The sequence below is a fragment of the Exiguobacterium sp. s191 genome (assembly GCF_018618955.1).
GTDB lineage: Bacteria > Bacillota > Bacilli > Exiguobacteriales > Exiguobacteriaceae > Exiguobacterium_A > Exiguobacterium_A abrahamii.
In genome coordinates, this window is sequence record NZ_JACSNC010000001.1 from 1,927,677 (window position 1) to 1,952,490 (window position 24,814).

The following is a 24,814-nucleotide window of genomic DNA, read 5'->3' on the forward strand; positions in this document are numbered from 1 at the left end:
TAACTGTTTTATTTTACATGAACTCTCGAGACATTACAAAGCCAAAAAAGACAGCGTCCGTTTCCTCGCAGAAGTAAAGGAGGAACGGACGCTGTTCAATCAGCTACTTATTTTAATTTTTCAAGCTCTTCATAGAAGAGTTGATCCAGGAGGGCAGGGTTCGCCATTCCTTTTGTTTTCTTCATGATTTGACCGATGACGAAGCCTTTCTTCCGGTCACGTCCACCGAGTAATTCCTCGACGACGGCTGGGTTCGCTTCGAACATCTCGACGATGAGACCACGTAGCAATCCTTCGTCTGAAATTTGTGCAAGACCGTTTGCTTCGACGTATGCACGTGGCTCGACACCTTCTTCGATGACGGCTGTGAAGACTTGTTTGGCGATTTTCGAAGAAATCGTGCCACTTGCGATCAAGTCGATCATCTCTGCCAGACGAGCTGGTGTCATCTTGACTGTTTCGAACGTTTCCGTCGATTTATTCAAGTGACCTTGGATCTCACCGATCGTCCAGTTGGCTGCTGCTTTTGGCTCTGCGCCTGCTGCGAGAGTCGCTTCGAAGTACTCTGCCATCTCACGTGTAACTGTCAATTGCTTCGCATCATACGCCGAAAGACCGAGTTCTTCTTGGTAACGAACGCGACGTGCATCTGGAAGTTCCGGGATACCGGCACGAATCGCTTCTTTCCAATCGTGATCAAGTACGAGCTTGACGAGGTCAGGCTCTGGGAAGTAACGGTAATCCGACGCCCCTTCTTTGACACGCATGAGGACGGTTTGTTTTTTCGTCTCATCGAAGCGAAGTGTTTCTTGACGCATCACACCACCTGCAAGCAACAACTTACGGTGACGATCTTCTTCGAACTCAAGACCTTTTAAGACGTTTCCGAATGAGTTCAAGTTTTTAAGTTCTGTTTTCGTACCGAACTTCTCTTGTCCGTATGGGCGGACGGAGATATTACAGTCACAACGAAGTGATCCTTCTTCCATCTTGACGTCCGAGACGCCTGCATATTGCAAGACTTCCTTGAGACGTTCGAGGTAGGCGACTGCATCTTTTGGTGAACGCATGTCCGCTTCACTGACGATCTCGATGAGCGGTGCACCTGTCCGGTTGAAGTCGACGACTGAGTGATTCGCACCCGTGTGGTTCATCTTACCAGCATCTTCTTCCAGATGGACACGTTCGATTCGGAAGCGTTTCGTTTCGCCATCAACTTCCGCATCAATGTAGCCATCGAAGCCAATCGGTTGATCGAACTGTGAGATTTGATACGCTTTTGGCGTATCTGGGTAGAAATAGTTCTTTCGGTCGAATTTCGTTTGATCGGCAACTTGGCAGTTAAGTGCCATTGCTGCACGAACAGCGAGTTCAACGGCTTTTTCGTTGATTTTCGGCAAGACGCCCGGATGTCCAAGACAAATCGGACACGTTTTCGTGTTCGTCTCCGCGCCGTATTCCCGCGCACAACCACAGAACATCTTCGTGTTCGTGCTCAGTTCGGCGTGGACCTCGATCCCGATGATCGTTTCAAAGTTCATGATACATTCGCTCCTTATAACTTCGGAAGCGCGAATCCACCTGTCGCAAGCTCAAACGCATGCGCAGCGCGATAGATCGTCGCCTCATCGAAATGTTTTCCAATGATTTGTAAGCCGACCGGAAGACCGTCGACGAATCCAGCTGGAACCGAGATGGCTGGGACACCCGCTAAGTTGATTGGAATCGTCAAGATGTCATTCGCATACATCGTGACGGGATCATCCAGTTGTGCACCGAGTTCGAATGCTGGTGTCGGTGCTGTTGGTCCGATGATGACGTCATAGTTCGCAAGGACATCGTCGAAGTCTTTTTTGATCAACGTCCGAGCTTGTTGAGCTTTTTTATAGTAGGCATCGTAGTAACCTGAGCTGAGCGCGTACGTTCCGAGCATGATCCGGCGCTTGACTTCGTCTCCGAATCCTTGTGAACGGGAATACTTGAAGACATCTTCAAGTGCGTCCGCTTCCGCACGGACTCCGTAACGAATACCGTCAAAGCGTGCGAGGTTCGATGATGCTTCCGATGAAGCAAGTAAGTAGTACGTCGCAAGAGCATATTTCGAGTTCGGGAGTGACACCTCGTCGACTGTCGCACCGAGTGCTTCGAGTTTTTTGATTGCTTCACGGATGTTAGCTTTGACACCTTCACTGACACCTTCACCGAAGTATTCTTTCGGAACAGCAATCTTCAGACCTTTGATATCACCTGTCAACGCTTGTGTGTAATCCGTTGCTGCGACGTTCGCAGACGTCGAATCCATTTCACAGTGTCCTGCGATCGCGCTCAAGAGATACGCGTTGTCTTCGACTGTTCGTGTCAACGGACCGATTTGGTCAAGCGACGACGCGAACGCCACAAGACCGAAGCGTGAGACGAGACCGTATGTCGGTTTCAACCCGACGACACCACAATAGGCAGCCGGTTGACGAATCGAACCACCTGTATCCGAACCAAGGCTGAACAAGACTTCGCCTGCTGCGACAGCTGCTGCTGAACCACCTGAAGAACCACCTGGAACATGTTTCGTATTCCATGGGTTGCGAACCGGTTTGTACGCTGAGTTCTCGTTTGAAGAACCCATCGCGAACTCATCCATGTTCAATTTCCCGATCGTGATCGTCCCTGCTTCATGCAGACGCTCGACGACCGTCGCGTCATGCGCTGGTACGAAGTTCTCGAGGAATTTCGAACCACATGTCGTCGTCATCCCTTTCGTGACGATGTTATCCTTAACGCCTATTGGAAGACCAAACAATGGATTCGCTTCGTGTTTCGCGACATCATCCATTCGTTTTGCTTGCTCGAATGCTTCTTCGTTCAATGAAAGAAACGCACCGATTTTTCCATCGACGCGGTCGATTTGATCAAAGGATTCTTGGACGAGTTCAGAAACTTTGACTTCGCCATCCTGAATGAGTGTGTGTAGTGTTTTGACACCATGTTCAAAAAGTGACATCGGGTCATTTCCTCCTTATTCGAACACCGCTGGGACGCGGACTTGTCCGTCTTCCCAATCCGGTGCGAGTCGTTCTACTTCCGTACGAGGAAGTGATGGACGTACTTCGTCCTTACGTAGGACGTTCTTTAAATCGAGGACATGAGTCGTCGGTTCGACGCCTGTCGTATCGAGTTCATTTAATTGTTCAGCGAACCCAAGAATCTTCTCGAGTTGTCCTGTGAATTGTGCTACTTCTTCATCTGTCACGGCAAGGCGTGCCAAATGCGCCACGTGGCGGACTTGCTCCTCATTAATCTTTGCCATGTCATTCCACCTCCGGAACTTTTGCGATATATTTTACACTATTTCTAATCATAGCACTTTTCGTCCAGACAAAAAAGACGATGGTGCATCGGGGGGAGGTCCGCACCATCGTCCTATAGGGGTAGCAAAGCTTCCGGGCGGAAAGCTTCTAGTTATGAAATACCCGCTTTAAATCAGACGAAACAAAAATACTGAATATTCATACTAAGACATCGACGAGCAGATAGATATTGAAGACGATGACGATCGAGACGATCACCCATGCCAACGCGTTCATGAACCGACTGTTCCGATGTTCTCCCATGTACCGCTCACTCGCAGTCGCCCGAATCAAGGGAATCAGAGCGAACGGAATCCCGAACGATAAGGCGACCTGACTAAGGACAAGTGCTCGTGTCGGATCAAAACCGGAGAACAGTAACAAAATCGCCGGCAACATCGTCACGGTCCGTCGAACGAACAATGGCAGTTGAAGATGAAGAAAGCCGCGCATGATCGCGTCACCTGACATCGTCCCGACGCTTGAAGAAGCGAGACCCGAGACGAGTAAAGCAATCGCAAACAGATATGGTGCGCTACCACCGAGCGTGACATGAAGTCCCTCGTAGATCGCTTCAAGCGAACCCGCTTGATACGTCGTGCCGTAAAACACACTGGCAGCAATGACGAGCATCGCTCCATTGACCGCTCCGGCAATCAACATCGCTCCCCAAATATCGAAACGCTGAATCCGTAACATCGACAATTTATTTGCAACGTGCCCCATCCGTCGTTTCGTTAAATCGGAATGGAGATAGATCGCATGCGGCATGACGGTCGCTCCGAGCATCCCGGCAGCAAGGACGATGCTCGACGTACCTTCAAATCCCGGTAACAATCCTGCCGATAGATCACGAAAGACAGGATGAACTTCAAATACTTCAATCGCAAAAGCAGCGGCGATGATCAGGACAAGAACGGCGATGACTGCTTCAAAATGCCGGAGTCCCTTTTGCTCGAAGCCGAGGATGACGAAGGACAGTACAGCTGTTAAAAGGGCCGCCATCCGTAAATCGATTGCGAACAGTAAATGAAATCCGAGTGCGGCCCCGACGAACTCTGCGAGATCGGTTGCCATTGCGACGAGCTCCGCTTGTACCCAGTAGAAGAAGCGAGAGACCGGCGATAATTCCTCCCGGATGACTTCCGCTAAACTGAGATTACTGACGATTCCAAGCTTGGCTGATAGGAACTGAATGACGACGGCCATCAAGTTCGAGGCAACGATGACCCAAAGCAGCAAATAGCCATACTGAGCGCCTGCCGTCATATTCGTCGCGAAGTTTCCTGGATCGAGATATGCGACGGCAGCGACGAACGCTGGTCCGATATATGTCCGTTTTTTCGGTAAATCTTGTGTAAGTGGCTGTGTCGCCATCTCGTTCACCTCACTTTTTGTTTTCATTATACGCTCATTTTGCGTAAGCGCAACAAATATGCTTATGGTAAATAACAACGTATGAAGTGAATTAAAAAGGGATGTCTCCTGTAATCAGGAAACATCCCTTTTTGTTAATTAGACGATCTTCCGCTCAGGTTCTGCACCTTTTAGTTGCGCTTGTACCTGATCAAATTCGTCATAGATGGCTTGACTCGGTTCCTTCGTCACGAGACTACCGATGACGAGCGCGATCGTCGAAGCGATGAATGCTGGAATCATCTCATACATTTCTGAAATGTAGGATGGTAATCCGGCGACGTTCTGATTGATGAGAATCCATGCGATGACGACGACGGATCCTGTGATCATCGAAGCGAGTGCTCCGGTCTTGTTCATCCGGCGCCACAGTAAGCTGAACAGCACGACTGGTCCGAACGCTGAACCAAAACCAGCCCACGCATATCCAACGAGCGTCAGGATCGACTTCTGTGCGCCGAACGATAAGAGAATCGCGAGAACCGCTACGACGAGAACCATGACGCGACCCATGATCATCAGTTCGCGGTCTGAGGCACTGCGTTTAAAGAATCGATGATAGAAATCATTCGTCGCCGCACTCGAAGAGACGAGCAGTTGCGTCGAAATCGTCGACATGATCGCAGCGAGTAATGCTGCCAGCAATAGTCCCGTAATGAATCCTGGGAAGAGATCACGTGATAATTGAATGAAGACATTCTCTGGATTTTTTAGTCCAGCACTTTGTTGCGTGAAGTAAGCATAACCAATCAAACCTGTCACCATCGCACCAACGATCGAGAATGTCATCCAGATCATTCCGACGCGACGTGCTGACTTCATCTCGTGTAAGTTCCGAATCGCCATAAAACGAACGATGATATGCGGTTGACCGAAATACCCGAGTCCCCAGGCGAGGAGCGAGACGATACCAATCGTTGTCGTTCCTTTGAAGAGTTCCAGTTTCGAGCCATCCGTTGACCGGATCGTCTCGAGTGTATCGTTGATTCCACCACTTAAAGTCAGTGCAACAGCAGGTACGATCAACAACGCGATGACCATGATCATCCCTTGGACGACGTCCGTCCAACTGACGGCAAGGAAACCACCGAGGAAGACGTATGCGATGACGACGCCCGCTAGAATCCAAAGACCCGTCGTGTACTCGAGACCAAAGACCGCTTCGAACAAACGACCACCCGCGACAAAACCGCTTGATGCGTACATTATAAAGAATATTAAGATAACTCCAGCTGAAACAGTACGCAAGACGCCACTTTTATCGTGGAATCGTTTTTCAAAGTAATCGGGAATCGTGATCGCATCCCCTGCATGTGCCGTATACGCACGCAGACGCGGCGCGACGAGTAACCAGTTGGCATAAGCGCCAAGCAATAAACCAACGACGATCCATCCACTGGACAGACCAGTTGCATACATCGCACCCGGTAATCCCATCAACAGCCAGCCACTCATGTCACTTGCTCCAGCAGAGAGCGCCGTGACGACGGGACCAATCGTACGTCCCCCAAGCATGTAGTCATTCATGTTCTTCGTCCGATAATACGCAATGACGCCTAGTGCGACCATCAGTCCGAGATACAGCAAAATCGCAAACCACATTCCGTTCATCCTTGCTCCCCCTTTTTTTCGTGATATAAGAAAAACGGGCATGCAGGTCGCACACCCGTTTCATCTATTAAACACCATTTCAGAACATTTCTGAAGTTGTTTTTGCTTGAAGATGTAAAGTCAAGTAATCCGGTCCGCCTGCTTTCGAATCCGTTCCAGACATGTTGAATCCACCGAATGGTTGGTAGCCAACGATTGCGCCTGTGCACCCACGGTTGAAGTAGAGGTTACCGACGTGGAAGTTCGCACGCGCGTACTCTTGGTTCGTCCGGTCTTGCGTGATGACAGCACCTGTCAATCCGTATTCCGTGTTGTTCGCGATGTCGATTGCTTCTTTGAAATCTTTCGCTTTCGTGAACGCGACGACTGGTCCGAAGATCTCTTCTTGCATCAAACGATCCGTTGGTTGAACGTCAGCGACGACTGTCGGTGAGACGAAGAATCCTGTTGAATCATCTGCCGTACCACCTGCGACGATACGTCCTTCTTCTTTTGCGACGTCGAAGTACGACGTGATTTTCTTGAACGCTGCTGCATCGATGACCGGTCCGACATTGTTTGAGACATCTGTTGGGTTACCGATGCTCAGTTTGTTCGTGTTCGCGACGACTTTTTCGAGCAACTCGTCATAGACAGAGTCGAGTGCGACGACACGTGAACAAGCTGAACATTTTTGACCCGAGAATCCGAATGCCGCTTTCGTGATCATGTCCGCTGCGTAATCGAGGTCAGCCGACTCATCGATGACCATCGTATCTTTTCCGCCCATTTCCGCGATGACGCGTTTGAGCCAGATTTGACCTTCGTTTAGTTTCGATGCCCGCTCGTTGATACGAAGACCAACATCACGTGATCCCGTGAAGCTGATGAAACGTGTTTTCGGGTGATCGACGAGATAATCACCGACTTCTGCTCCTGAACCTGGTACGAAGTTCAAGACACCAGCCGGAAGACCAGCCTGCTCCATCACTTCGACGAATTTCGCCGCGACGACCGGTGTCGTCGATGCGGGTTTCAAGAGGATCGGGTTCCCTGCCACGATTGCTGCGACAGCTGTTCCAGCCATGATCGCGAGTGGGAAGTTCCATGGTGAGATGATGACACCAACACCGAGTGGAATGTAATCGTAACGGTTGTATTCGCCTGGACGACTCTCGACTTTTTTACCGTCTTTTAAGACGAGCATCTGACGTGCATAGTACTCGAGGAAGTCGATTGCTTCTGCTGTATCGGCATCGGCTTCATTCCAAGGCTTCCCTGCTTCTTTGACGAGGTAGGCAGAGAACTCATGCTTCCGCTTGCGGATGATGTTCGCTGCTTTGAATAGGACGTCCGCACGTACAGACGGATTGACGAATTTCCATGTTTCGAAAGCTGTGACTGCTGCTTGCATCGCTTCTTCTGCATGTTCCTGTGTCGCTTTTGAGACACGTCCGACGATCTCTTCTTTGTTAGCCGGATTGACGGAGACGATTTTATCTTCCGTCGTCACATGTTTTCCACCGATGACGAGCGGATAATCTTTGCCGAGTTCTTGCGTGACGAGTGCAAGTGCCTCTTCGAACGCTTTCTTGTTTGCTTCTTGTGAGAAGTCCGTGAATGGTTCGTGTTTGTACGGAATCATCTCTATTCCCCCTTTAATCTCTACTTTAAATCGCTTACATTCTCCATTGTACAGAAGCATGAGTCCGCTTACAATTATTCTAGTCAAAAAAATAGAGGAGCGACCGATTTGGTCGCTCCTCCGTTATCAATTATTCCTTCGCTTGTGAAAAGACGATCTCTTCGTGTTCAATTGAAACTTTGACGTCTTGCCCTTGGAATAACCAATCATCTTGATCTGAGACGACGAAGTGAATGCCATCGACGACTTCTTCGACTGCTGCCCGTTCGACTTCTTCCATATGAACACCAACCGAGAAACCTTGTGTTAAATCCGTTGAGCCACCATATTTTGCGAAGAAGCGAATCGTATCGCCTGATTTTGCTTCCATCTCATCTTTAAAGTATTGCAATGCCTCATCTGTAATATGAATTTTCATATCTATCACTCCCCTTTCGTTTAGTGTACCGATATCCTACTCAAAAAAGCGAATTTCCTGTATGGTAGAGACAAGATTAGCTATGGAAGCACCATGAAACATTCATCTTAGGAGGAATTCGAATGAAACGATCGCTCGTAGTGCTGCTTGCGACCAGTCTCGTACTCGTCGGTTGCGGAAACGATTCCCCGTCTTCTACAGATACCAAATCCCCGAAGACGACGGAAACGAAACAACAGAAGGCTGAACAAGCCGTTCTTGACGTCTATCAAACATACGAAAAAACACTCGGTCAATCCGGACGAACAGATGCAAAAGACCTTGCATCGATTGAATATACGGGTGACGAAAAACAACTTGAACCGCTTGCCGTTGGTGCGAAAAACTTGAATGTCGTTCCCGGTAAGGTCGTCAAGTCGTTCCAAAAGGGCGACGTCGCCTATATCATCCACGAATTCAAGGATGCGAAAGGATCGATTCTCCCGAACCGAGGATCGAAGCTGTTATTGAAGAAAGACGACGAGTGGAAGATCGTCCTGACACCGACGACATTCGATCCGTCCGTCTTCTCGACACTTGGTGACATGTTCACTGGATTTAACGCTGATGAGTATGGTGTCAATGCGAAGGCGGCTGATGAGATCGGAAAAACCGATGAAAAAGAGCAAGATGCCGTCTTTTCTCGCGTCAATGCGCAAACCGATTATATGGCGCTCGAGATGAACAGTAACATTCTGATGATTTATGGTGAGGCGCTCAAGAACGAAGGAAACCCTGAGACGCTCGTTGATTACTATCAAGACTACGCAGACTGGTATGAAGAAGAACAGCCACTCCTCATGAAGACGGCGAAAGCCGGGACGGATTATGAGAAGTACTTGATCGCACTCGATCCATTAAAAGAGAGTCTTCAAAAGAAGCTTGAGAAATATGCGGATCAATTAAACATGGAATTAGGATAAGGAGGAATTTTTCATGCAAGCACCTACATTCACCCTTCCGAATGCACAAGGAGAACCGATTTCCCTCGAGGATTATCGTGGAAAAAAAGTCGTACTCTATTTCTATCCGAAGGATTCAACGCCTGGCTGTACGACCGAGGCATGTGATTTCCGCGATGCGACGCAAGCGTTCGAAGAGAACAACACCGTCATTCTCGGTGTTTCTGCCGATAGTCAGAAACGGCATCAAAACTTTATCGCAAAATATGAATTACCATTCCAATTGTTATCAGATGTCGATCACGAAGTGTGTGAGCAATATGGTGTCTGGCAACTGAAAAAGAACTACGGAAAGGAATATTTTGGAATTGTTCGTTCAACGTTTTTAATTGATGAATCTGGTGAAATCGTCAAAGAATGGCGCAGTGTGAAAGTAAAAGATCACGTCGCAGAAGCACTTCAGTACGTCCAAAAGCAGAAATGAGATTATGAACCAGTTGTTTCATACAACTGGTTCTTTTTGTATTCAATAATTTTAAAAAATCCTAATTTTATCCTTACATAAAAATAATTTTTCGTAAAAAAACGTTGGTATTACACATAAATTTAATAATTTTGAAATAGTCTGAAAATATTCTATTGATTTTTCTGAATATTGTATTTATTATTGATAACAAGTTGATCCGGTGCTTTCCACAGCTTAAGAATAAAAGGCGATGACCCCTCTTATTTTTAGTCGGACACCGGATCGCTATCCTATCGGTTCTTATCGTTTCACCAGATATATCTATTTCTTTTGGGAGGGATTTACTTTATGGAAAAGAAAAAGGCACTTGCACTCGTCGGAGCACTGACAATCGCTGGCTCAAGTCTTGCAGCATGCTCGACGACAGATGAAGGTTCAAAAGAAGGCGGTTCGACATCTGGAGAAAAATCTTCAGACAAACAAGTCTTGAATATCATCAGCGGTTCGGATATTCCAGCACTTAGCCCAACCGTCGCAACAGACTCTGTATCCTTCACAGTCTTGAACAACGTTCAAGAAGGTCTGTTCCGTCTAGACGAGAATCAAGAAGCAACACCGGGTGTCGCAGAAAGTGTTGATGTTTCTGAAGATGGACTTACATACACGTTCAAACTTCGTGATTCGAAATGGTCGGATGGCAGCGATGTCACAGCAAAAGACTTCGAATACGCATGGAAACGCGTCCTTGATCCGAAGAGTGGTTCACAGTATGCGTATATCATGTATATCATCGATGGCGCTGAAGCATACAACACAAGTAAAGGAAAAGCAGACGATGTCGCAGTCAAAGCGGTCGATGACAAAACGCTTGAAGTCAAGTTGACTCAACCGGCTGAATACTTCAAATCGTTGACTGGTTTCGGTTCATTCATGCCACTGAAACAAGAATTCGTTGAGAAACAAGGTAAAAACTTTGCTTCGAAGCCGGACACATTCCTTTACAACGGACCATTCGTCCTCTCGGATTGGAAGACGGATGTTGGCTGGAGCTATAAGAAAAACGATCAGTACTGGGATAAAGATAATGTCAAACTTGAAGAAATCAACACGAAAATCGTTAAGGAAGTCTCGACAGGCGTCAACTTGTACGAAAAAGGTGACATCGATCTAGCTGGTTTAACAAGTGAGTTTGTTGATCAATACAAAGACAAAGAAGACTTTGATACACGTCTTGATGCAGCAATGTACTATATCCAAATGAACTTCAAGAATGATCTCTTGAAGAACAAGGATATCCGTAAAGCGATCGATTCAGGATACGACAAGAAGCAGATGGCTGATGTTCTCTTGAACAACGGTTCAATCCCTGCTTACTACTACGTACCAAAAGACTTCGCGAAAGGTCCAGACGGTAAAGATTTCCGTGATGGCAACGAAGGTTTCGGTTCATATGACGCATCATCTGCAAAAGCATCATTCGAAAAAGGACTGAAAGCCGTCGGCAAGAAGTCTCTCAAACTCGAACTTCTTTCATATGATGATGACAACTCGAAAAAAATCTCGGAGTACCTCAAAGGCGAGTGGGAGAAAAACCTTCCAGGTCTTGAAGTTACAATCAAACAACAACCATTCAAGAACAAGTTGGATCTCGAGTCTAAAGGTGAGTTCGAGCTATCGTTCGCAGGATGGGGACCTGACTACCAGGATCCGATGACATTCCTCGATATGTGGGTAACTGGTGGACCATACAACCGTGGTAAGTACTCAAGCGATAAATATGATTCACTCATCAAGTCAGCTCAAAAAGAAGTAGATGCTGAGAAACGTTGGCAGGCTCTCAAGGATGCTGAAAAAACACTCCTTGAAGAGGATCAAGCGATCTCAGTTATGTACCAAAAAGGTGTTTCGCTTCTTCGTAAACCGTACGTCAAAGGAATCGTTAACCACAAAGTCGGTGCCGATACTTCGTACAAATGGGCTTACATCGAAGGAAAATAAGTCATACCTCAAGACCAGATTCGCTGACGAGCGTGTCTGGTCTTTTTTTCCATATGAGCCGTTTGTCCTATTTTTCTGAATAGAATTAAAATTTCGTGTCATTCTGTTTTCATTTCCATGACTTCCATTTATACTAAGCAAAGAATCCGATTCACTTTATTTACAATATTTTGCGGGAATTATTCATAATTAATGGAAATGTACCGATATATCTAATACAGAGGACTTTTGCCTCAATACTACATCGAACTAGGAAGGAGGACTCACTCATGAAGCAACGTGTACTTACGAGTCAACAGAGTTATACAGAAGAGCAGCTTGAGATGATTGAAGCCATCCGTGCGGTCGGTGAACTCATCCAGGACCGTCCACGCCGTACTGTCTATCGCCGTTATGCTTTAGTTAATGACTGGCCTCAGCCAGAAAACATCATCCGTCAATTTGGTTCGTGGCCAGAAGCCTTGTCTGCCGCTGGATACGAGTGGAATGTCGATCAACAGCCAGAGGAGCTTGAGCGGGCACCGAAATATACGAAAGACGAAATCTTAAAGTCATTCGAACGGTACGCACAAGACGTCGGCTCTACGATCACACTTAAGAAATATCAAATGTGGCGTAAATCTGTCCATCATGCACCGAGTCACTATCACATCGTCAAGATGTTCGGTTCGTGGCACGATGCGTGTACCGCTGCAGGACTTGAAGCAAGCGTCACTTATTCGAAAGCTGAACTTGCTGCTTCTCTGCGTCAAGCCATCGAGGAAGTCGGCTTTGCCCTCTCTTTTGAAGCGTACCGGGAATGGGCGAAACGAAACAACAAACCATCGACGAAAGCCTTACTTCATCGCTATGGTTCTTGGTCAGCCGCGATTCATGCGATTGAAAACGAGATTCGTCTCAGCAAACAACAAGCACAATGAACTTATTCTTTTTCGATCCTTCTCGTTCATCCGAACTGGGAGGATTTTTTACATCAAAAAAGAAGATAGCGTCTCTGCTACCTTCTTCTACTTGATTTAAATGACCTTCTCTTTCCACTCCTGATACGATGCGACACGGTCGCGCCCTTGGAACTTCGCTCCGACGTACATCGCACGGTCGGCATTTCGAATCAAACTCGCGAGATCACCAAGTTCCTTTAATGTATCGATGCCGATGCTAGCCGTGATCCGGAGCGTATGCCCTTCGACTAAGATCGGATTCGCATGCAACGTCTCGCGGATTCGTTCTGCGACGATTTGGGCTGAATCAAGATCCGTATTCGGTAGTAAGATGACGAACTCCTCTCCTCCGTAACGCGCGACAAGATCCGTGATGCGTGTTGCTTGCATCAATAACTTCGCCACTTCAAATAAGACGACGTCTCCAACTTCATGACCATACGTATCATTGATTTGTTTGAAGTGATCTAAGTCGATCATTAAGGCTGAGAACGGATAAAGGTCGCGTTGTTTAATACGACGATCGCCCCACTCTTGAAGGGCACGATAGTTCGGTAATTTCGTCATCGCATCCGTCCTGCTATCGGTCAACAAGCGTTCTCGCTCGTGTGCCCGTTCCACTGCCCACGACAGGACACGAAGGGCACGGTATAGCTCATATCCAAAATCCTGCGTGAATTCACCACTTGCGTTCGAGGCAAGGAGCAACGAGCAGTTGATCGTCTCCGTCGCTTCCGGTTGAATGAAGAGGACCGACTGTGTCTCTTCCGGCAAGCTATCGTAAAGACGAATATCCCACTCCTGTTGCATCCCGTAAAGAAGGACTTCTTCTTTTTCGATGATGTCTTCAATGATTCGTCCTTCGACATGATCGGCTTTTAACTTTCGTCCGTCCTTCAACGAATAGTACACGCTTTGCTTTCCTTCTTTGAAATCAAACTTAATCCAAGCGATATCCGGTTTGACGAATTGATTGAGCTGTCGTAAATACCGCTCGATGATGAACTGGGCATCACCGTCTTTCCAAGCCGCCTCTTTCAATCGCTCGATCTGCTCCCAATGTTCGATCCGGTCTGTTGCTTCAACGGAACTTCCCAGTGCACGCTTGATGATGAATAAGGCAAACGCCGCCATGACGAGTCCGCTATTCCCGTTCCCTTGAACGACGAGTGTGCTGAAGATTCCGTATAACAATTCTGCTGTGATGACGACCGCTTCGAAACGTAGCAGTTGGAACATGACGTCACTTGGAATGTTTTCTCCAAGAAGAAATCGGGATAACTGGTATTGCAATAAGAGGACGATCCAGAGAATCGCAACCATCGCCAGTAACGGTACGATGTTTTCTGTCAGCACGAATGCTTCGCCATGTGTTCCGCCGAGTGCATTATAGGCAAGACCTGCTGGAACGATTAAAAACAATTCGAGTGCGACGTTGAAGGGATAGTTATGTAACATCCGCCGACGTCCGATTGGTGTATGAATCGTTCGCAACTGATAGATGAGCATCGTCAATTGCCCGACACAAATCGCTGATAATAATCCATACGTCAAGAATGTAAAGAGGACGAATCCAAAATGGAAAGTAAAACTCATATGACGACGACGGACAGGATCGACGACGAAAATCGTCGATAAGGCGGCAATCAATAAGAACGTAAACAAATCGACGCTGAGACTATAATCTCTCGACTTCGCAAAAAGATCGATGCCTATGACGATTACGAAAAAAACGACCCAGCTTCGAAGGAGATATTGTTGAAAACGACGCACAAAACATTCCCCTTCCTTTAAGTTATGTAGTTGTATATTACTGGAAATCGATATGCCCATTATTCTACTTTTCGAGCAAAAAGTCGAACTTCGATGGTCTCCTTTGATACAATTGACGCGAGGTGATTTTTTTATGACAAATACATTCACGCAACACGCATTTGATACATTTCAGATCGATGGACTAGAACCACGGATGGAAGCGATTCGCGAACGCATCCAGCCGGTCTTTCGAGACATTGGTCAGGAAGTCGCACCTGACTTAACGGTCGCAACAGCAGAAGATGTCCATGTTCACATCGCGCAACATGCACGTCGGAAGGTCAACCCTCCGAAGGATACATGGATGGCATTCTCACCCGATAAACGTGGATACAAAAAACATCCGCATTTCCAAGTCGGTCTGTTTGATGATCATCTGTTCATTTGGCTTGCCTATATCTACGAGTTACCGAATAAACAACAATACGCATCGAAACTGTTACAGCATACAGAACTGCTGACATCCCTTCCGGATGATTTCGTCGTCTCATACGATCATATGAAAAAAGACGCCGTCTCCGTTCATGAGACGGATATCGAAAAAGGATTACAACGTTTCCACGACGTCAAAAAGGCAGAATTCCTTGTTGGTCGTCATATTCCGGCAGAACAAGTGCATCACCTGTCACGCGAAGAATTACTCGATATGATTCGAAATACCTATTCGCATCTCGTACCACTCTATAAAACGATTAAATAAAAAGGATGGCCGAATCGGTCATCCTTTTTCATTAGTTATATTTTACTAGAATTGACATGACTTGTGTACGGTCGGAATTCAAATTTAGATAAATGTTGACCTGTTTTGAGGAAACAGTCATGACGTTGAATGTTTTATCGAGTTTCGCTGTCGGATACGCTTTTTTGACTTCCTTGACCGTCACAGTCCGCTTGACCTGCTTCGGATCATAGACGATTGCACTAACTTTTGCTTTTGTGTCCTTCACCCCATACGTGGAGCAGTAATGAAGAGCGCGATCCGCTGAGGCAAGACCATTTCCGCTTTGACACCAATTCGAGTTCTTTTCCCCCTTATAGGCTTTATGTACTTGGGCAAGTGTTGTTTTTTCAAGAACAACTTTTCCATCGAGTGAACGTGCTTGTTTCGCTTGTGTTTGAATTTCTTGCAGCCATTTGACGTCTGTCTGTTTTGTTGCTTCGACCGGTTGGTTATATGAAGTGCCTGACACGATGCTGACAGTGAGTGCGGCAGTTAAGATGATTCCTAAGACTTGTTTCATGATGATATCCTCCTCTGCGCCTATAAATGGCGTTGATAATAAACTCATTCCCCTATTTCAAAAAATTATTCAGTTTTTATAGTTTTTTTCTGGGAACTTATATTTATTTTTTTGATGAGAAATAAAAAAAGAACCTAGTGTCGCCTGACACTAGGTTCTTCCTCATTTCTTATGCATCTTAAACTCTAAGAACAACTCATTGTAATGCGCGAGCATCTTTTTTCCGAGGTTCTCATAGACTTCAAGTGTATCGGTAACTTGTTTATCAGGATAGAATCGCTCATCGGTCCGAACCGATTTGTCGAGCAATTTCAAGCCTTCTTTGTTTGGTGTCGAATAGCCGACGTAGTCCGCATTTTTCGCTGAAATATCAGGACGCAGCATGAAGTTGATGAACTCGTGTGCCCCCTCGACGTTTTTAGCCGTCTTTGGAATGACGATATTATCGAACCAGACGTTTGATCCTTCTTTTGGAATGACGTAGTCGAGATTTTCGTTTTCACTCATGATCTCGTTTGCATCACCCGACCAGACGACACCGAGCCCTGCTTCTTCGTTCGCAAGCAATAACTTGATCTCGTCCCCGACGATTGCCTTGACGTTTGGTGTCAGGCGCATCAAGTTCGCTTTTGCTTCCTGTAGTTTCGACTCATCCGTTTCGTTCAGCGAATAACCGAGACTATTCAAGCTCATCCCCATGACTTCACGGGCACCGTCAGCGAGTAGAATCTGATTCTTTAGCTTCGGATCCCAGAGATCCTTCCAGCTCGTCGGTTTCTTCCCACCAATTAAGTCTTTATTGTAGACGATACCGACCGTTCCCCAGAAATACGGAATCGAGTACTTATTGTTCGGATCGAATGATAAATCTAAAAAGCGTGAATCGATGTTCTTGAGATTCGGAATTTTTTGATGATCAATCGGAACGACGAGCTTCTCATCGATCATCTTCGCAATCGCATAGTCGGACGGAACGGCGATATCGTATGTCGTTCCTCCCTGCTCGATTTTCGTCAGCATCGCTTCGTTCGAATCGAACGTTTGATAGACGACCTTGATACCGCTCTCTTTTTCAAACTGTTTGATCAGTGCAGGGTCGATGTAATCGCCCCAGTTGTAGATGTTCAGAACATTTTTCCCTGAATACCCTTGTGTCTCATTTAACTGATTCAAGGTGAACAGGATGACACCTGAAATCAAGAAAATCGCGGTGAACAATTGAATCAATTTTTTCAACGGTCATTTCACCTCCGGTCGCGAAAGCTTCGTAGCAGCTCGTTGGTTCAAGAAGTAGTAGCCGATGACGAGCAGGAACGTAAACAAGAAGATGACAGTCGACAGGGCGTTGATCTTCATCGAAATCCCTTGACGGGCGAGTGAGTAAATCTCAACGGACAACGTTGTGAAGCCATTTCCTGTCACGAAGAACGTCACCGCAAAATCATCCAATGAGTACGTCAATGCCGTGAAGAATCCAGCAAAGATACCTGGTGTAATGTACGGCAAGATGACTTTCGTCAAAACATCCCAACGGCTTGCGCCTAAGTCACGCGCTGCATCGACAAGCGTTGGACTCATCTCCTGCAACTTCGGTAAGACGAGAATGACGACGATCGGTACCGAAAATGCGATGTGGGACAGTAAGACCGACGTAAAGCCGAGCTGGATGCCAAGTAGCGTGAAGAAAATCAAGAATGATGCCCCGATGATGACATCCGGACTGACGATCAAGATGCTATTTAGCGTTAACAACGACGTCTCGACACGTTTCTTACGGACGGCTTGAATCCCGATCGCTCCGAATACGCCAAGGATCGTCGAGATCGCAGCTGACAACAAGGCAATGACGAGTGTGTTCAAGACGATGATTAACAAGCGTGAATCTTGGAAGACTTCCTTGTACCAATCCCACGTGAACGAATCGAAGTTCGTCATATTGTCAGCGCTGTTGAACGAATAGAATGCCAAGTAGAATATCGGAGCATACAAAATGATGAAGACTCCGATCAGATAAAGATTTGCTAGTTTCAGACGTTTCATCAAGTCGTCGCTCCTTTCTTCCGTTTCGTACTCGTCAAGGCAAGGATGATCGCCATTGCGATGATGAGGAAGACGGCGATCGTCGCTCCCATGCCCCAGTTTTGTGTCACGAGAAACTGCTGTTCAATCGCTGTACCGAGCGTGATGACGCGGTTTCCGGCAATCAGACGCGTAATCATGAACAGCGATAATGCCGGAATGAAGACGAGCTGACAGCCTGACTTCACACCATCGAGCGTCAACGGGAAGACGACACGCCGGAACGTCGTGAAGTTCGACGCCCCAAGATCACGTGCAGCGAAGACGAGTGACGGGCTCAGTTTTTCAATCGCGTTGAAGATCGGCAGGATCATGAACGGAATGAAGATGTACACCGAGACGAAGACGAAACTGAAATCGGTAAAGAGAATCTGTTGTCGTCCAATCCCAATCGCTTCAAGCGTTTGGTTCGCAAGACCATACGTACTGAACAACCCGATGAAGGCATAAGCTTTCAACAACAAGTTGATCCACGTCGGTAAGATGATCAAAAGTAACCACAGCTGTTTATGCTTCGTTTTCGTCAACAAGTAAGCGGTCGGATAACCGATCAAGAGCGAAAACACCGTAATCAAAAAGGCATACCAGAACGAGCTGAGTGTCATCGTCAAATAGGTCGACGTAAAGAAGTTCTGGTAGTTCTCAAATGAGAAGTTGCCGTCCAAATCAAGGAATGAATAGTAGACGACGAGTACGATCGGTGCGATGACGAACAAGGCAATCCAGAATAGATACGGGATGAGATACCAATTACGTGATTTTTGCATCATAACACCCCGTCGTAGGATTCCAGACGTTTATCGAATTCTTCTTCCGTCTCGTTCAGTCGCATGACGTGAATCGCTTCCGGATCAAATGTCAGTCCGATCTGCTCACCAACCGTCGCCTTTTTCGTACTGTGGACGAGCCATTCGTTACCGACTTCATCCATACAAGCGATTTCGTAGTGCACGCCACGGAAGAGTTGCGAATCGACGGTGACTTGCAGTTTCCCTTGTGTCACGTTCGTGATTTCAAGATCCTCCGGACGGATGACGATCTCGACCGGTTCGTTCAATTCAAGACCACGGTCGACACATTCGAATTCCTTCTCGGCGAACCAGACCCGATAGTCTTCCACCATGCGCCCTGGAATGATGTTCGACTCACCGATGAAGTCCGCGACGAAGCGGTTGATCGGTTCATCATAGATATCCGTCGGTGTGCCCGATTGTTGAATGACACCGTGATTGAGGACGAAGATTTCATCTGACATTGCCAGTGCCTCTTCTTGGTCGTGCGTGACGAAGATGAACGTGATGCCAAGACGACGTTGCAAATCGCGGAGCTCATACTGCATCTCTGTTCGCAATTTCAAGTCGAGCGCTGACAGTGGCTCATCGAGCAAGATGACTTCCGGCTCATTGACGATTGCCCGGGCAATCGCGACACGTTGCCGCTGTCCACCTGACATCTCGGTGATTTCTCGTTTTTCATAACCGGACAAGTTGACGAACTTCAACGCATCCGTCACACGTTTTGCGATTTCTGCTTCTTTCACCTTCTTGATGCGAAGACCGAAGGCGATATTTTCGAAGACGTTCAAGTGCGGGAAGAGTGCATAGTCTTGGAAAACAGTATTGACTTGACGTTTGTTCGCCGGTACATCGTTGATCCGTTTTCCGTTGAAGATGATGTCCCCTTCTGTCGCTTCCGAAAAGCCGGCAATCAGTCGTAAGATCGTCGTTTTCCCACAACCCGATGGTCCGAGTAACGTATAGAACTTCCCGCGTTCGATTTCAAAGCTGACTTGGTCGAGGACGGTCTGATCGTCATATCGTTTCGTAACGTCCTTGAATTGAATGATCGTAGTATCTGCCAATCTAGTTCCTCCTTTATAAGTATGAGTCAGTCGCGGTCACGAGGACCTTCGTCTCTTGTGTTGACTCATTGCGTAGTTGATGGATTTCTGAAGCCTTATAGTAAAGTGTCTCTCCTTGTTTCGCTACAAAAGACTGACGACCAAGCGTCAGCGTGACGTTTCCGGCGAGCACATAGACGAACGTCTCGGCACCTGATGGCTCATACGTCTTGAATGCTCCCCCTGGCGCGAGTGTCAATAGGACCGGCTCCATCTCTTTCTCGTTCGATTCCGGAATGAGCCACGTGACATGATATCCTTGTTCCTCATCGGCATACGTCGTGACATCCTCTTCCCCGTAGATGACTTTTTGATTGAGTGTATCCTCATCAAAGAAATCCTTCGGTGAGATGCCGAGAACTTCGAGGAGATGAAACAGCGTCTCGATCGACGGTGAACTGAGTTCCCGTTCGAGTTGCGAGATGTACCCTTTACTCAGGTCTGTTCTTTCCCCTAGTTCCTCTTGCGTCAATCCCTTTTGAAGACGGAGGTTCTTGATTTTTTGTCCGATTGAGTACAATCGACGTCCTCCTCTCAGCGGCTTAGTTTAGTATAAGATGACTAAAAGTTTACTAATCACGTACCGATTATAGCGTATTTCATTATTTAATCAACTAAAACGTTCAATATTTTTTAATGTTCATTTGACAGCGAGAACGCTTACACCTACAATTAATATCAGGTACTAATTTAAGGAGGAACTTGTTATGCGGATCGCTTGGATCACTGATAGTACAACGATTTTACCGGATACGATCGCTCAGCGCGATGATCTTTCGGTCGTCCCTTTACTTGTCATGAAGGATGGCGAAAGTTTCGTCGATGGTGTCGACGTTGATGCGGAGACCGTCTATAGCTGGATTGACTCAAAACACAAGGTAACGACGAGCCAACCTTCGATCGGGAGCTTCACCGAGCATTATGAACGGTTGAAAGAGGATTACGACGTCGGCTTCGCTGTTCACTTATCGAGTGAACTGAGCGGAACGTACAACGCTTCCGTTCAAGGGGCAGAGATTGCTGGCTTTCGTCTGATTGCGATTGATTCCCGTTGTGGGATTTATCCGGCTGGTCAACTTCTAGCAGAAGCGATTGAACTCGTCGAGGCGGGACACTCGATCGAATCCGTCGAACAGATCATTCTCGAGCGTCGTTTCGACCATCACATTGAATTCACGGTCGCGAACCTCGATCAATTACAAGCAGGTGGACGCATCTCTTCGACGAAGGCATTCGTCGGTAACTTGTTGCAACTTCGCCCGTTGTTCCACTTCGAAGAAGGAAAAATCGTGCCTTACCAAACCGTCCGGACGTTTAAAAAAGCGCATTCAAAGATTTTTGATCATCTTGTCGCAATCATTGAACGGGGGCAGGTCACGGATATTTCACTATTCCACGCGACAGCGTATGACCTTGCACTCGAGTGGAAACAACGACTGGAATCGCAATACGATGTGCGTGTCCGCATCGATGACTTAACACCGGTTCTCGGTTCGCATACAGGGAATCCAGCAATCGGTATGTCCTTTTTGAACCCGACACGCCGACCGTGATGACTAATGAAAATGATTTTTGGGTAAACCTTCTTTAGAGAATAAAGGAGGTTTTTTGTTTGAAAAATAATAAATGGATTTGGCTCAACTGGGTCGGCTTCATCTTCACGATTGCCGTGAACGCCCTCGATGGTGGAAAGACAGGACGAATTTCCGATTCGATCATCACATTGTTCAAACCGGCTGGGTATGCGTTTTCGATTTGGGGATTGATTTATACAATTTTACTCATCTGGTTGATTTTGCAATCGATTCCGAAATTCAAGGAACACGAACTGGCGAAGAAAATCGGACCGTGGTTCTTGATCAGCTGTCTGTTCAACGCTGGCTGGATCGTCTCCTTCACGTTTGAACTGTTCGTCGTTTCCGTCGTCGTCATCGTCGGTCTTTTGCTGTCATTGATCGTCATCTACTCAAAAATTGATCGTGAGACGAAAGGATTACGCTTCAAGCTACCGTTCTCGCTTTATCTCGGCTGGGTTTCGGTCGCGACGATCGCTGACATCTTCCTGACGATCAACGCAGAAGGTGTGACATCTTGGCTTGGAATTGGAGATGCAGGCTGGACGATGATCATGCTCGTCGTCGGAGTCGTCGTCGCTCTTCTCTTCATGTTTGCGAACCGTGATCCGATTTATCCGCTCGTCTTCGTCTGGGCGTATATCGCGATCAATTTCGAGTCCGATAACGGTCTCGTCGATACGACGGTTCTCGGTAGCGTCGTCTTATTGTTAGCCGGTTATATCTTCCTTCTCGTCCGGATGCGCCGCCAAGTCAGCGTGAGCAAGTGACGTTCCTTTCTTGTTCAAACGGCGTATACTAAAGGAAAGGAGTGAATGACCATGAATATCACATTTACACCGTCTGCTCAGGAGCGGATCCGCCAATTACGCGGTGAAGTATCCGGTCAACTGCACCTCTATTACGATACAGAGGGTTGTGGTTGCGGAAACTCTGGTATTTTCAGTATTCGCATCGTCGATGAAGCGACACCGGAAGACATGACGATTGATTCAAACGTCGGTCCCGTTCTCGTCAAGCGGTGGTCGAGTCATTTCCTCGATCAAGAAATGACACTCGATTACAACGCGGAGAAAAAAGCGCTCATCCTAAAAAGTGATGGACAATACTTTAATACGAATGTGCTCGTGACGGATCAAACAGGCTGCGTCCTAACGGTTCGTTCATAAGCGAAAATGAAAAAGGCAACTTCCATCGTGGAAGTTGCCTTTGTTTGTGTTCGAACAGACAGGTGCTGCGTCGAAAGCTGAGTTGATCGAGTATAGTCGAATGTACTGGATGTCTGTCTGCATCGTGCACGAGCTGGTGAAAACCTCCAGCGCTTTGCGTCCCCCCAGACGTCGCATGCATCATCCTCGCATGCTTATCTAGTATACGAACGGAAGTCACGTTTGGATTGCCTTATCCGACATTTAGAACCGTTTCTTCGATCGTCCGCTGGTTTAGATCCTTCACGTGCATCGGCTTACTGTAATAGTAACCTTGACCATAATCGCAACCGAGACGCTTTAAGAAAAGATGCTGTTCGAGTGTCTCGACACCTTCCGCGACGACTTCGATTCCAAGACTCTTCGCAAGCTGAATGATCATTTCTGTGATCGCTGTTCCCCGTTCGTCATGTGGGACTTCATCGATGAACGACTTGTCGATCTTCAGGATATCAATCGGGAGATGCTTTAAGTGTGTCAGTGAAGATAGACCCGTTCCGAAGTCATCGAGTGCAATCGTCAGACTGAGTTGCTTCAGTTCACCGAGCATCATCATCGCTCGGTCGAGATTCTCCATGACGGATGTTTCTGTGATTTCGAGCTGTAGTTGTAACTCGCTTCCACTCTTTAAGGAATGGTGAACGATCTCTTTAATCATCACGTTATGTGACTCGGACCGGAAGTGCATCGCGGATAAGTTGACAGAGACTTGACGAATGAAATAATCTTCCTTCTTCCAAATCTCCATCTGTGCGACGGTCTCCTTCAACACCCACTCGGTCAAACGGTGAATTAAACTGTATTTTTCAGCAAGCGGGATGAACTCCGCCGGTGAGATGAAACCAAACTTCGGATGATTCCAGCGAATCAAGACTTCCGCCTGATCGACCTTTCCTGTAGCGAGTGCGATCTTCGGTTGGTAGACGAGAGCGAACTCCTTGAAATCCGTCATCGCCCGGCGTAAGGAACCGACGATCAATTGCTCCCTGCGATCGGAGTGTAGCGCATCATCGTACACGATGAATCGATCACGTCCCTCGTTCTTACCAGCACGTAGCGCACTTTCCATCTGACCGATTCGCATTTCAAGCGATTCCTTTGTGTTCGGTAAAATGACGCCCATCGTTGCCGTCAAATGAACCGGCTGATCCTCGAGCGCAATCGGTTGACGCACGTCCTCTAAAATCTGTTCGAAGACCTCTGTCATGTCTTCTTGTGAAACACGTTTGATGAGGAAGAACTGGGTGCCGTTATAGCGAATGCACGCTTCATCTTCCTTCAACGTCCCTAGCATCCGTTCTGCGAACTGCCGGATGACCGCATCGCCCTTATCAAAACCGAATGTGTCATTGACCCACTTGTATCCATCAAGATCAAGTAAAGCCATCGCCATCTCTTGTTTCGCTCGACCGTAATGGGCATCGACCTTCGTCATGTGATGGTCAAGCCATCTCCGATTATGCAGTCCGGTCAAATGGTCCGTATACGCCATCATTTGTAGAGCACGTCGTTCCAAGTGAATATAGAGCCCAGCAATCAAGATGACAATCAAGAAGACGGGGATCGCGACTTCGTTTAAGATATTCGACGTGATTGGAGCGTCGCCGATGATCTCGGCATTAGAAGCTGGGATACAAAACGATGTACCAAGCATTCCGACATAATGCATCGAAGAGATGGCAAACCCCATCACGACCGCGATGGGAATCAAGATCCGTTTCTGATCGACATGTCTTAAGCGATGGAGCAGTAGCAAAGCGATATACGCGACGGTAACGGCAATCAGAACCGATAAGAGGAATAATCCTGTCTCATACCGAACGGTTCCACCGAACTGCATCGCCATCATTCCGAGATAATGCATCGTGGCGATTCCGCCCCCCATCAGTGCCCCCGCTAAAATCACCTTATTTCTCGTAATCGTCGACGAGTACAAGAGATGGAAGGCAATGAAAGCAGCTAAAATGGCAGGAATGACGGATAAGAACATTAAAAACCAATCATAGCGAACCGTAACCGACAGGGCGAATGCCCCCATCCCGACGAAATGCATTCCCCAGATTGATAATCCCATCGTCAATGATGAGAGGAACAAGGCACGCTTCTTCAAGGAAGTCGCCTTCGCTAGACGCCGATTTAACTCTAGTGAACCATATGATCCGATGATGGCAACGAGCACTGACACTACGACGAGTGTCACTTCATAATGTTTCGTTAAGATGATCCATTCATTCATTG

23 protein-coding genes are annotated in these 24,814 nt (G+C 47.2%); 8 read left to right on the top strand and 15 right to left on the bottom strand.

Features of this window, described 5'->3' with window-relative positions:
• Positions 1-107 precede the first annotated feature (107 nt).
• From gatB to KNQ09_RS10210, 7 genes are all read right to left on the bottom strand, one after another.
• A complete protein-coding gene (gatB, locus tag KNQ09_RS10180) occupies positions 108-1,541 on the bottom strand; it encodes an Asp-tRNA(Asn)/Glu-tRNA(Gln) amidotransferase subunit GatB (protein WP_035396151.1) in 1,434 nt (477 codons plus the stop codon).
• A gap of 14 nt (positions 1,542-1,555) precedes the next feature.
• A complete protein-coding gene (gene gatA, locus KNQ09_RS10185; protein WP_214858289.1) occupies positions 1,556-2,998 on the bottom strand; it encodes an Asp-tRNA(Asn)/Glu-tRNA(Gln) amidotransferase subunit GatA in 1,443 nt (480 codons plus the stop codon).
• Between the two features lie 15 nt (positions 2,999-3,013).
• Complete coding sequence (gene gatC / locus KNQ09_RS10190; RefSeq protein ID WP_023469336.1) at positions 3,014-3,304, bottom strand: Asp-tRNA(Asn)/Glu-tRNA(Gln) amidotransferase subunit GatC; 291 nt, start codon at positions 3,302-3,304, stop codon at positions 3,014-3,016.
• 199 nt (positions 3,305-3,503) lie between these two features.
• On the bottom strand, positions 3,504-4,748 hold the full coding sequence (locus KNQ09_RS10195; RefSeq protein WP_214858292.1) for an Nramp family divalent metal transporter: 1,245 nt from the start codon (positions 4,746-4,748) through the stop codon (positions 3,504-3,506).
• A 111-nt stretch (positions 4,749-4,859) separates the two neighbouring features.
• Positions 4,860-6,371 carry a sodium/proline symporter PutP gene (gene putP / locus KNQ09_RS10200; RefSeq protein ID WP_064299364.1) on the bottom strand — a complete coding sequence of 504 codons (1,512 nt, stop codon included), beginning with the start codon at positions 6,369-6,371 and terminating at the stop codon, positions 4,860-4,862.
• 79 nt (positions 6,372-6,450) lie between these two features.
• Positions 6,451-7,995: an L-glutamate gamma-semialdehyde dehydrogenase gene (gene pruA / locus KNQ09_RS10205; protein WP_029342578.1), complete on the bottom strand. Its 1,545-nt coding sequence runs from the start codon at positions 7,993-7,995 to the stop codon at positions 6,451-6,453.
• A gap of 130 nt (positions 7,996-8,125) precedes the next feature.
• Entirely contained in the window at positions 8,126-8,413 is a 288-nt protein-coding gene (locus tag KNQ09_RS10210) for a HesB/YadR/YfhF family protein (RefSeq protein ID WP_023469340.1), read from the bottom strand.
• A 122-nt stretch (positions 8,414-8,535) separates the two neighbouring features.
• Between KNQ09_RS10210 and KNQ09_RS10215 the strand changes: the two genes are divergently transcribed.
• The 4 genes from KNQ09_RS10215 to KNQ09_RS10230 all read left to right on the top strand — a co-directional run bounded on the left by KNQ09_RS10215 (position 8,536) and on the right by KNQ09_RS10230 (position 12,738).
• Entirely contained in the window at positions 8,536-9,375 is an 840-nt protein-coding gene (locus KNQ09_RS10215) for a hypothetical protein (RefSeq protein WP_214858293.1), read from the top strand.
• A gap of 13 nt (positions 9,376-9,388) precedes the next feature.
• Complete coding sequence (bcp, locus tag KNQ09_RS10220) at positions 9,389-9,838, top strand: thioredoxin-dependent thiol peroxidase (protein ID WP_149427820.1); 450 nt, start codon at positions 9,389-9,391, stop codon at positions 9,836-9,838.
• A 330-nt stretch (positions 9,839-10,168) separates the two neighbouring features.
• Complete coding sequence (locus KNQ09_RS10225) at positions 10,169-11,818, top strand: peptide ABC transporter substrate-binding protein (RefSeq protein ID WP_064299361.1); 1,650 nt, start codon at positions 10,169-10,171, stop codon at positions 11,816-11,818.
• Positions 11,819-12,087: 269 nt separating this feature from the next.
• Positions 12,088-12,738 (top strand): homing endonuclease associated repeat-containing protein, encoded by a 651-nt coding sequence (locus KNQ09_RS10230; protein WP_047393045.1) that lies wholly within the window; start codon positions 12,088-12,090, stop codon positions 12,736-12,738.
• Between the two features lie 96 nt (positions 12,739-12,834).
• Here KNQ09_RS10230 and KNQ09_RS17595 read toward each other — a convergent pair whose 3' ends face one another.
• A complete protein-coding gene (locus KNQ09_RS17595; RefSeq protein WP_064299360.1) occupies positions 12,835-14,532 on the bottom strand; it encodes a GGDEF domain-containing protein in 1,698 nt (565 codons plus the stop codon).
• A gap of 133 nt (positions 14,533-14,665) precedes the next feature.
• On the opposite strand from KNQ09_RS17595, the gene KNQ09_RS10240 reads away from it, so the two are divergent.
• Complete coding sequence (locus tag KNQ09_RS10240; protein ID WP_064299359.1) at positions 14,666-15,274, top strand: YktB family protein; 609 nt, start codon at positions 14,666-14,668, stop codon at positions 15,272-15,274.
• A gap of 31 nt (positions 15,275-15,305) precedes the next feature.
• Here the strand turns inward: KNQ09_RS10240 and KNQ09_RS10245 are convergent, their stop codons facing one another.
• The 6 genes from KNQ09_RS10245 to KNQ09_RS10270 form a co-directional block, all read right to left on the bottom strand.
• Positions 15,306-15,815 (bottom strand): hypothetical protein, encoded by a 510-nt coding sequence (locus KNQ09_RS10245; protein ID WP_064299358.1) that lies wholly within the window; start codon positions 15,813-15,815, stop codon positions 15,306-15,308.
• Between the two features lie 162 nt (positions 15,816-15,977).
• Positions 15,978-17,051, bottom strand: coding sequence for an ABC transporter substrate-binding protein (locus KNQ09_RS10250; protein WP_214858294.1), 1,074 nt, complete (start codon positions 17,049-17,051; stop codon positions 15,978-15,980).
• A gap of 3 nt (positions 17,052-17,054) precedes the next feature.
• A complete protein-coding gene (locus KNQ09_RS10255; protein ID WP_029342587.1) occupies positions 17,055-17,855 on the bottom strand; it encodes an ABC transporter permease in 801 nt (266 codons plus the stop codon).
• A complete protein-coding gene (locus tag KNQ09_RS10260) occupies positions 17,855-18,664 on the bottom strand; it encodes an ABC transporter permease (RefSeq protein WP_029342588.1) in 810 nt (269 codons plus the stop codon). The genes KNQ09_RS10255 and KNQ09_RS10260 overlap by 1 nt, the downstream gene beginning before the upstream one ends.
• Complete coding sequence (locus KNQ09_RS10265; RefSeq protein WP_023469351.1) at positions 18,661-19,755, bottom strand: ABC transporter ATP-binding protein; 1,095 nt, start codon at positions 19,753-19,755, stop codon at positions 18,661-18,663. The genes KNQ09_RS10260 and KNQ09_RS10265 overlap by 4 nt, the downstream gene beginning before the upstream one ends.
• 13 nt (positions 19,756-19,768) lie before the next feature.
• Positions 19,769-20,314: a helix-turn-helix domain-containing protein gene (locus KNQ09_RS10270; RefSeq protein WP_064299356.1), complete on the bottom strand. Its 546-nt coding sequence runs from the start codon at positions 20,312-20,314 to the stop codon at positions 19,769-19,771.
• Between the two features lie 187 nt (positions 20,315-20,501).
• On the opposite strand from KNQ09_RS10270, the gene KNQ09_RS10275 reads away from it, so the two are divergent.
• Genes KNQ09_RS10275 through KNQ09_RS10285 form a run of 3 tightly spaced genes read left to right on the top strand, consistent with a single transcriptional unit; the run spans position 20,502 to position 22,537 of the window.
• Positions 20,502-21,347 carry a DegV family protein gene (locus KNQ09_RS10275; protein ID WP_023469353.1) on the top strand — a complete coding sequence of 282 codons (846 nt, stop codon included), beginning with the start codon at positions 20,502-20,504 and terminating at the stop codon, positions 21,345-21,347.
• Between the two features lie 59 nt (positions 21,348-21,406).
• The gene (locus KNQ09_RS10280; protein WP_214858295.1) at positions 21,407-22,138 is read left to right on the top strand and encodes a tryptophan-rich sensory protein; all 732 of its coding nucleotides are present in this window, start codon (positions 21,407-21,409) and stop codon (positions 22,136-22,138) included.
• 51 nt (positions 22,139-22,189) lie between these two features.
• The gene (locus KNQ09_RS10285; protein ID WP_050678117.1) at positions 22,190-22,537 is read left to right on the top strand and encodes an iron-sulfur cluster biosynthesis family protein; all 348 of its coding nucleotides are present in this window, start codon (positions 22,190-22,192) and stop codon (positions 22,535-22,537) included.
• Positions 22,538-22,769: 232 nt separating this feature from the next.
• Here the strand turns inward: KNQ09_RS10285 and KNQ09_RS10290 are convergent, their stop codons facing one another.
• On the bottom strand, positions 22,770-24,812 hold the full coding sequence (locus KNQ09_RS10290; RefSeq protein WP_064299354.1) for a bifunctional diguanylate cyclase/phosphodiesterase: 2,043 nt from the start codon (positions 24,810-24,812) through the stop codon (positions 22,770-22,772).
• Between the last annotated feature and the right edge of the window lie 2 nt (positions 24,813-24,814).

What these genes read in the sequence shown, in the direction of transcription:
- gatB (WP_035396151.1), bottom strand. Translation starts at nt 1,541, where the DNA reads ATGAACTTTGAAACGATCATCGGGATCGAGGTCCACGCCGAACTGAGC.
- gatA (WP_214858289.1), bottom strand. Translation starts at nt 2,998, where the DNA reads ATGTCACTTTTTGAACATGGTGTCAAAACACTACACACACTCATTCAG.
- gatC (WP_023469336.1), bottom strand. Translation starts at nt 3,304, where the DNA reads ATGGCAAAGATTAATGAGGAGCAAGTCCGCCACGTGGCGCATTTGGCA.
- KNQ09_RS10195 (WP_214858292.1), bottom strand. Translation starts at nt 4,748, where the DNA reads ATGAAAACAAAAAGTGAGGTGAACGAGATGGCGACACAGCCACTTACA.
- putP (WP_064299364.1), bottom strand. Translation starts at nt 6,371, where the DNA reads ATGAACGGAATGTGGTTTGCGATTTTGCTGTATCTCGGACTGATGGTC.
- pruA (WP_029342578.1), bottom strand. Translation starts at nt 7,995, where the DNA reads ATGATTCCGTACAAACACGAACCATTCACGGACTTCTCACAAGAAGCA.
- KNQ09_RS10210 (WP_023469340.1), bottom strand. Translation starts at nt 8,413, where the DNA reads ATGAAAATTCATATTACAGATGAGGCATTGCAATACTTTAAAGATGAG.
- KNQ09_RS10215 (WP_214858293.1), top strand. Translation starts at nt 8,536, where the DNA reads ATGAAACGATCGCTCGTAGTGCTGCTTGCGACCAGTCTCGTACTCGTC.
- bcp (WP_149427820.1), top strand. Translation starts at nt 9,389, where the DNA reads ATGCAAGCACCTACATTCACCCTTCCGAATGCACAAGGAGAACCGATT.
- KNQ09_RS10225 (WP_064299361.1), top strand. Translation starts at nt 10,169, where the DNA reads ATGGAAAAGAAAAAGGCACTTGCACTCGTCGGAGCACTGACAATCGCT.
- KNQ09_RS10230 (WP_047393045.1), top strand. Translation starts at nt 12,088, where the DNA reads ATGAAGCAACGTGTACTTACGAGTCAACAGAGTTATACAGAAGAGCAG.
- KNQ09_RS10240 (WP_064299359.1), top strand. Translation starts at nt 14,666, where the DNA reads ATGACAAATACATTCACGCAACACGCATTTGATACATTTCAGATCGAT.
- KNQ09_RS10245 (WP_064299358.1), bottom strand. Translation starts at nt 15,815, where the DNA reads ATGAAACAAGTCTTAGGAATCATCTTAACTGCCGCACTCACTGTCAGC.
- KNQ09_RS10255 (WP_029342587.1), bottom strand. Translation starts at nt 17,855, where the DNA reads ATGAAACGTCTGAAACTAGCAAATCTTTATCTGATCGGAGTCTTCATC.
- KNQ09_RS10260 (WP_029342588.1), bottom strand. Translation starts at nt 18,664, where the DNA reads ATGATGCAAAAATCACGTAATTGGTATCTCATCCCGTATCTATTCTGG.
- KNQ09_RS10275 (WP_023469353.1), top strand. Translation starts at nt 20,502, where the DNA reads ATGCGGATCGCTTGGATCACTGATAGTACAACGATTTTACCGGATACG.
- KNQ09_RS10285 (WP_050678117.1), top strand. Translation starts at nt 22,190, where the DNA reads ATGAATATCACATTTACACCGTCTGCTCAGGAGCGGATCCGCCAATTA.
- KNQ09_RS10290 (WP_064299354.1), bottom strand. Translation starts at nt 24,812, where the DNA reads ATGAATGAATGGATCATCTTAACGAAACATTATGAAGTGACACTCGTC.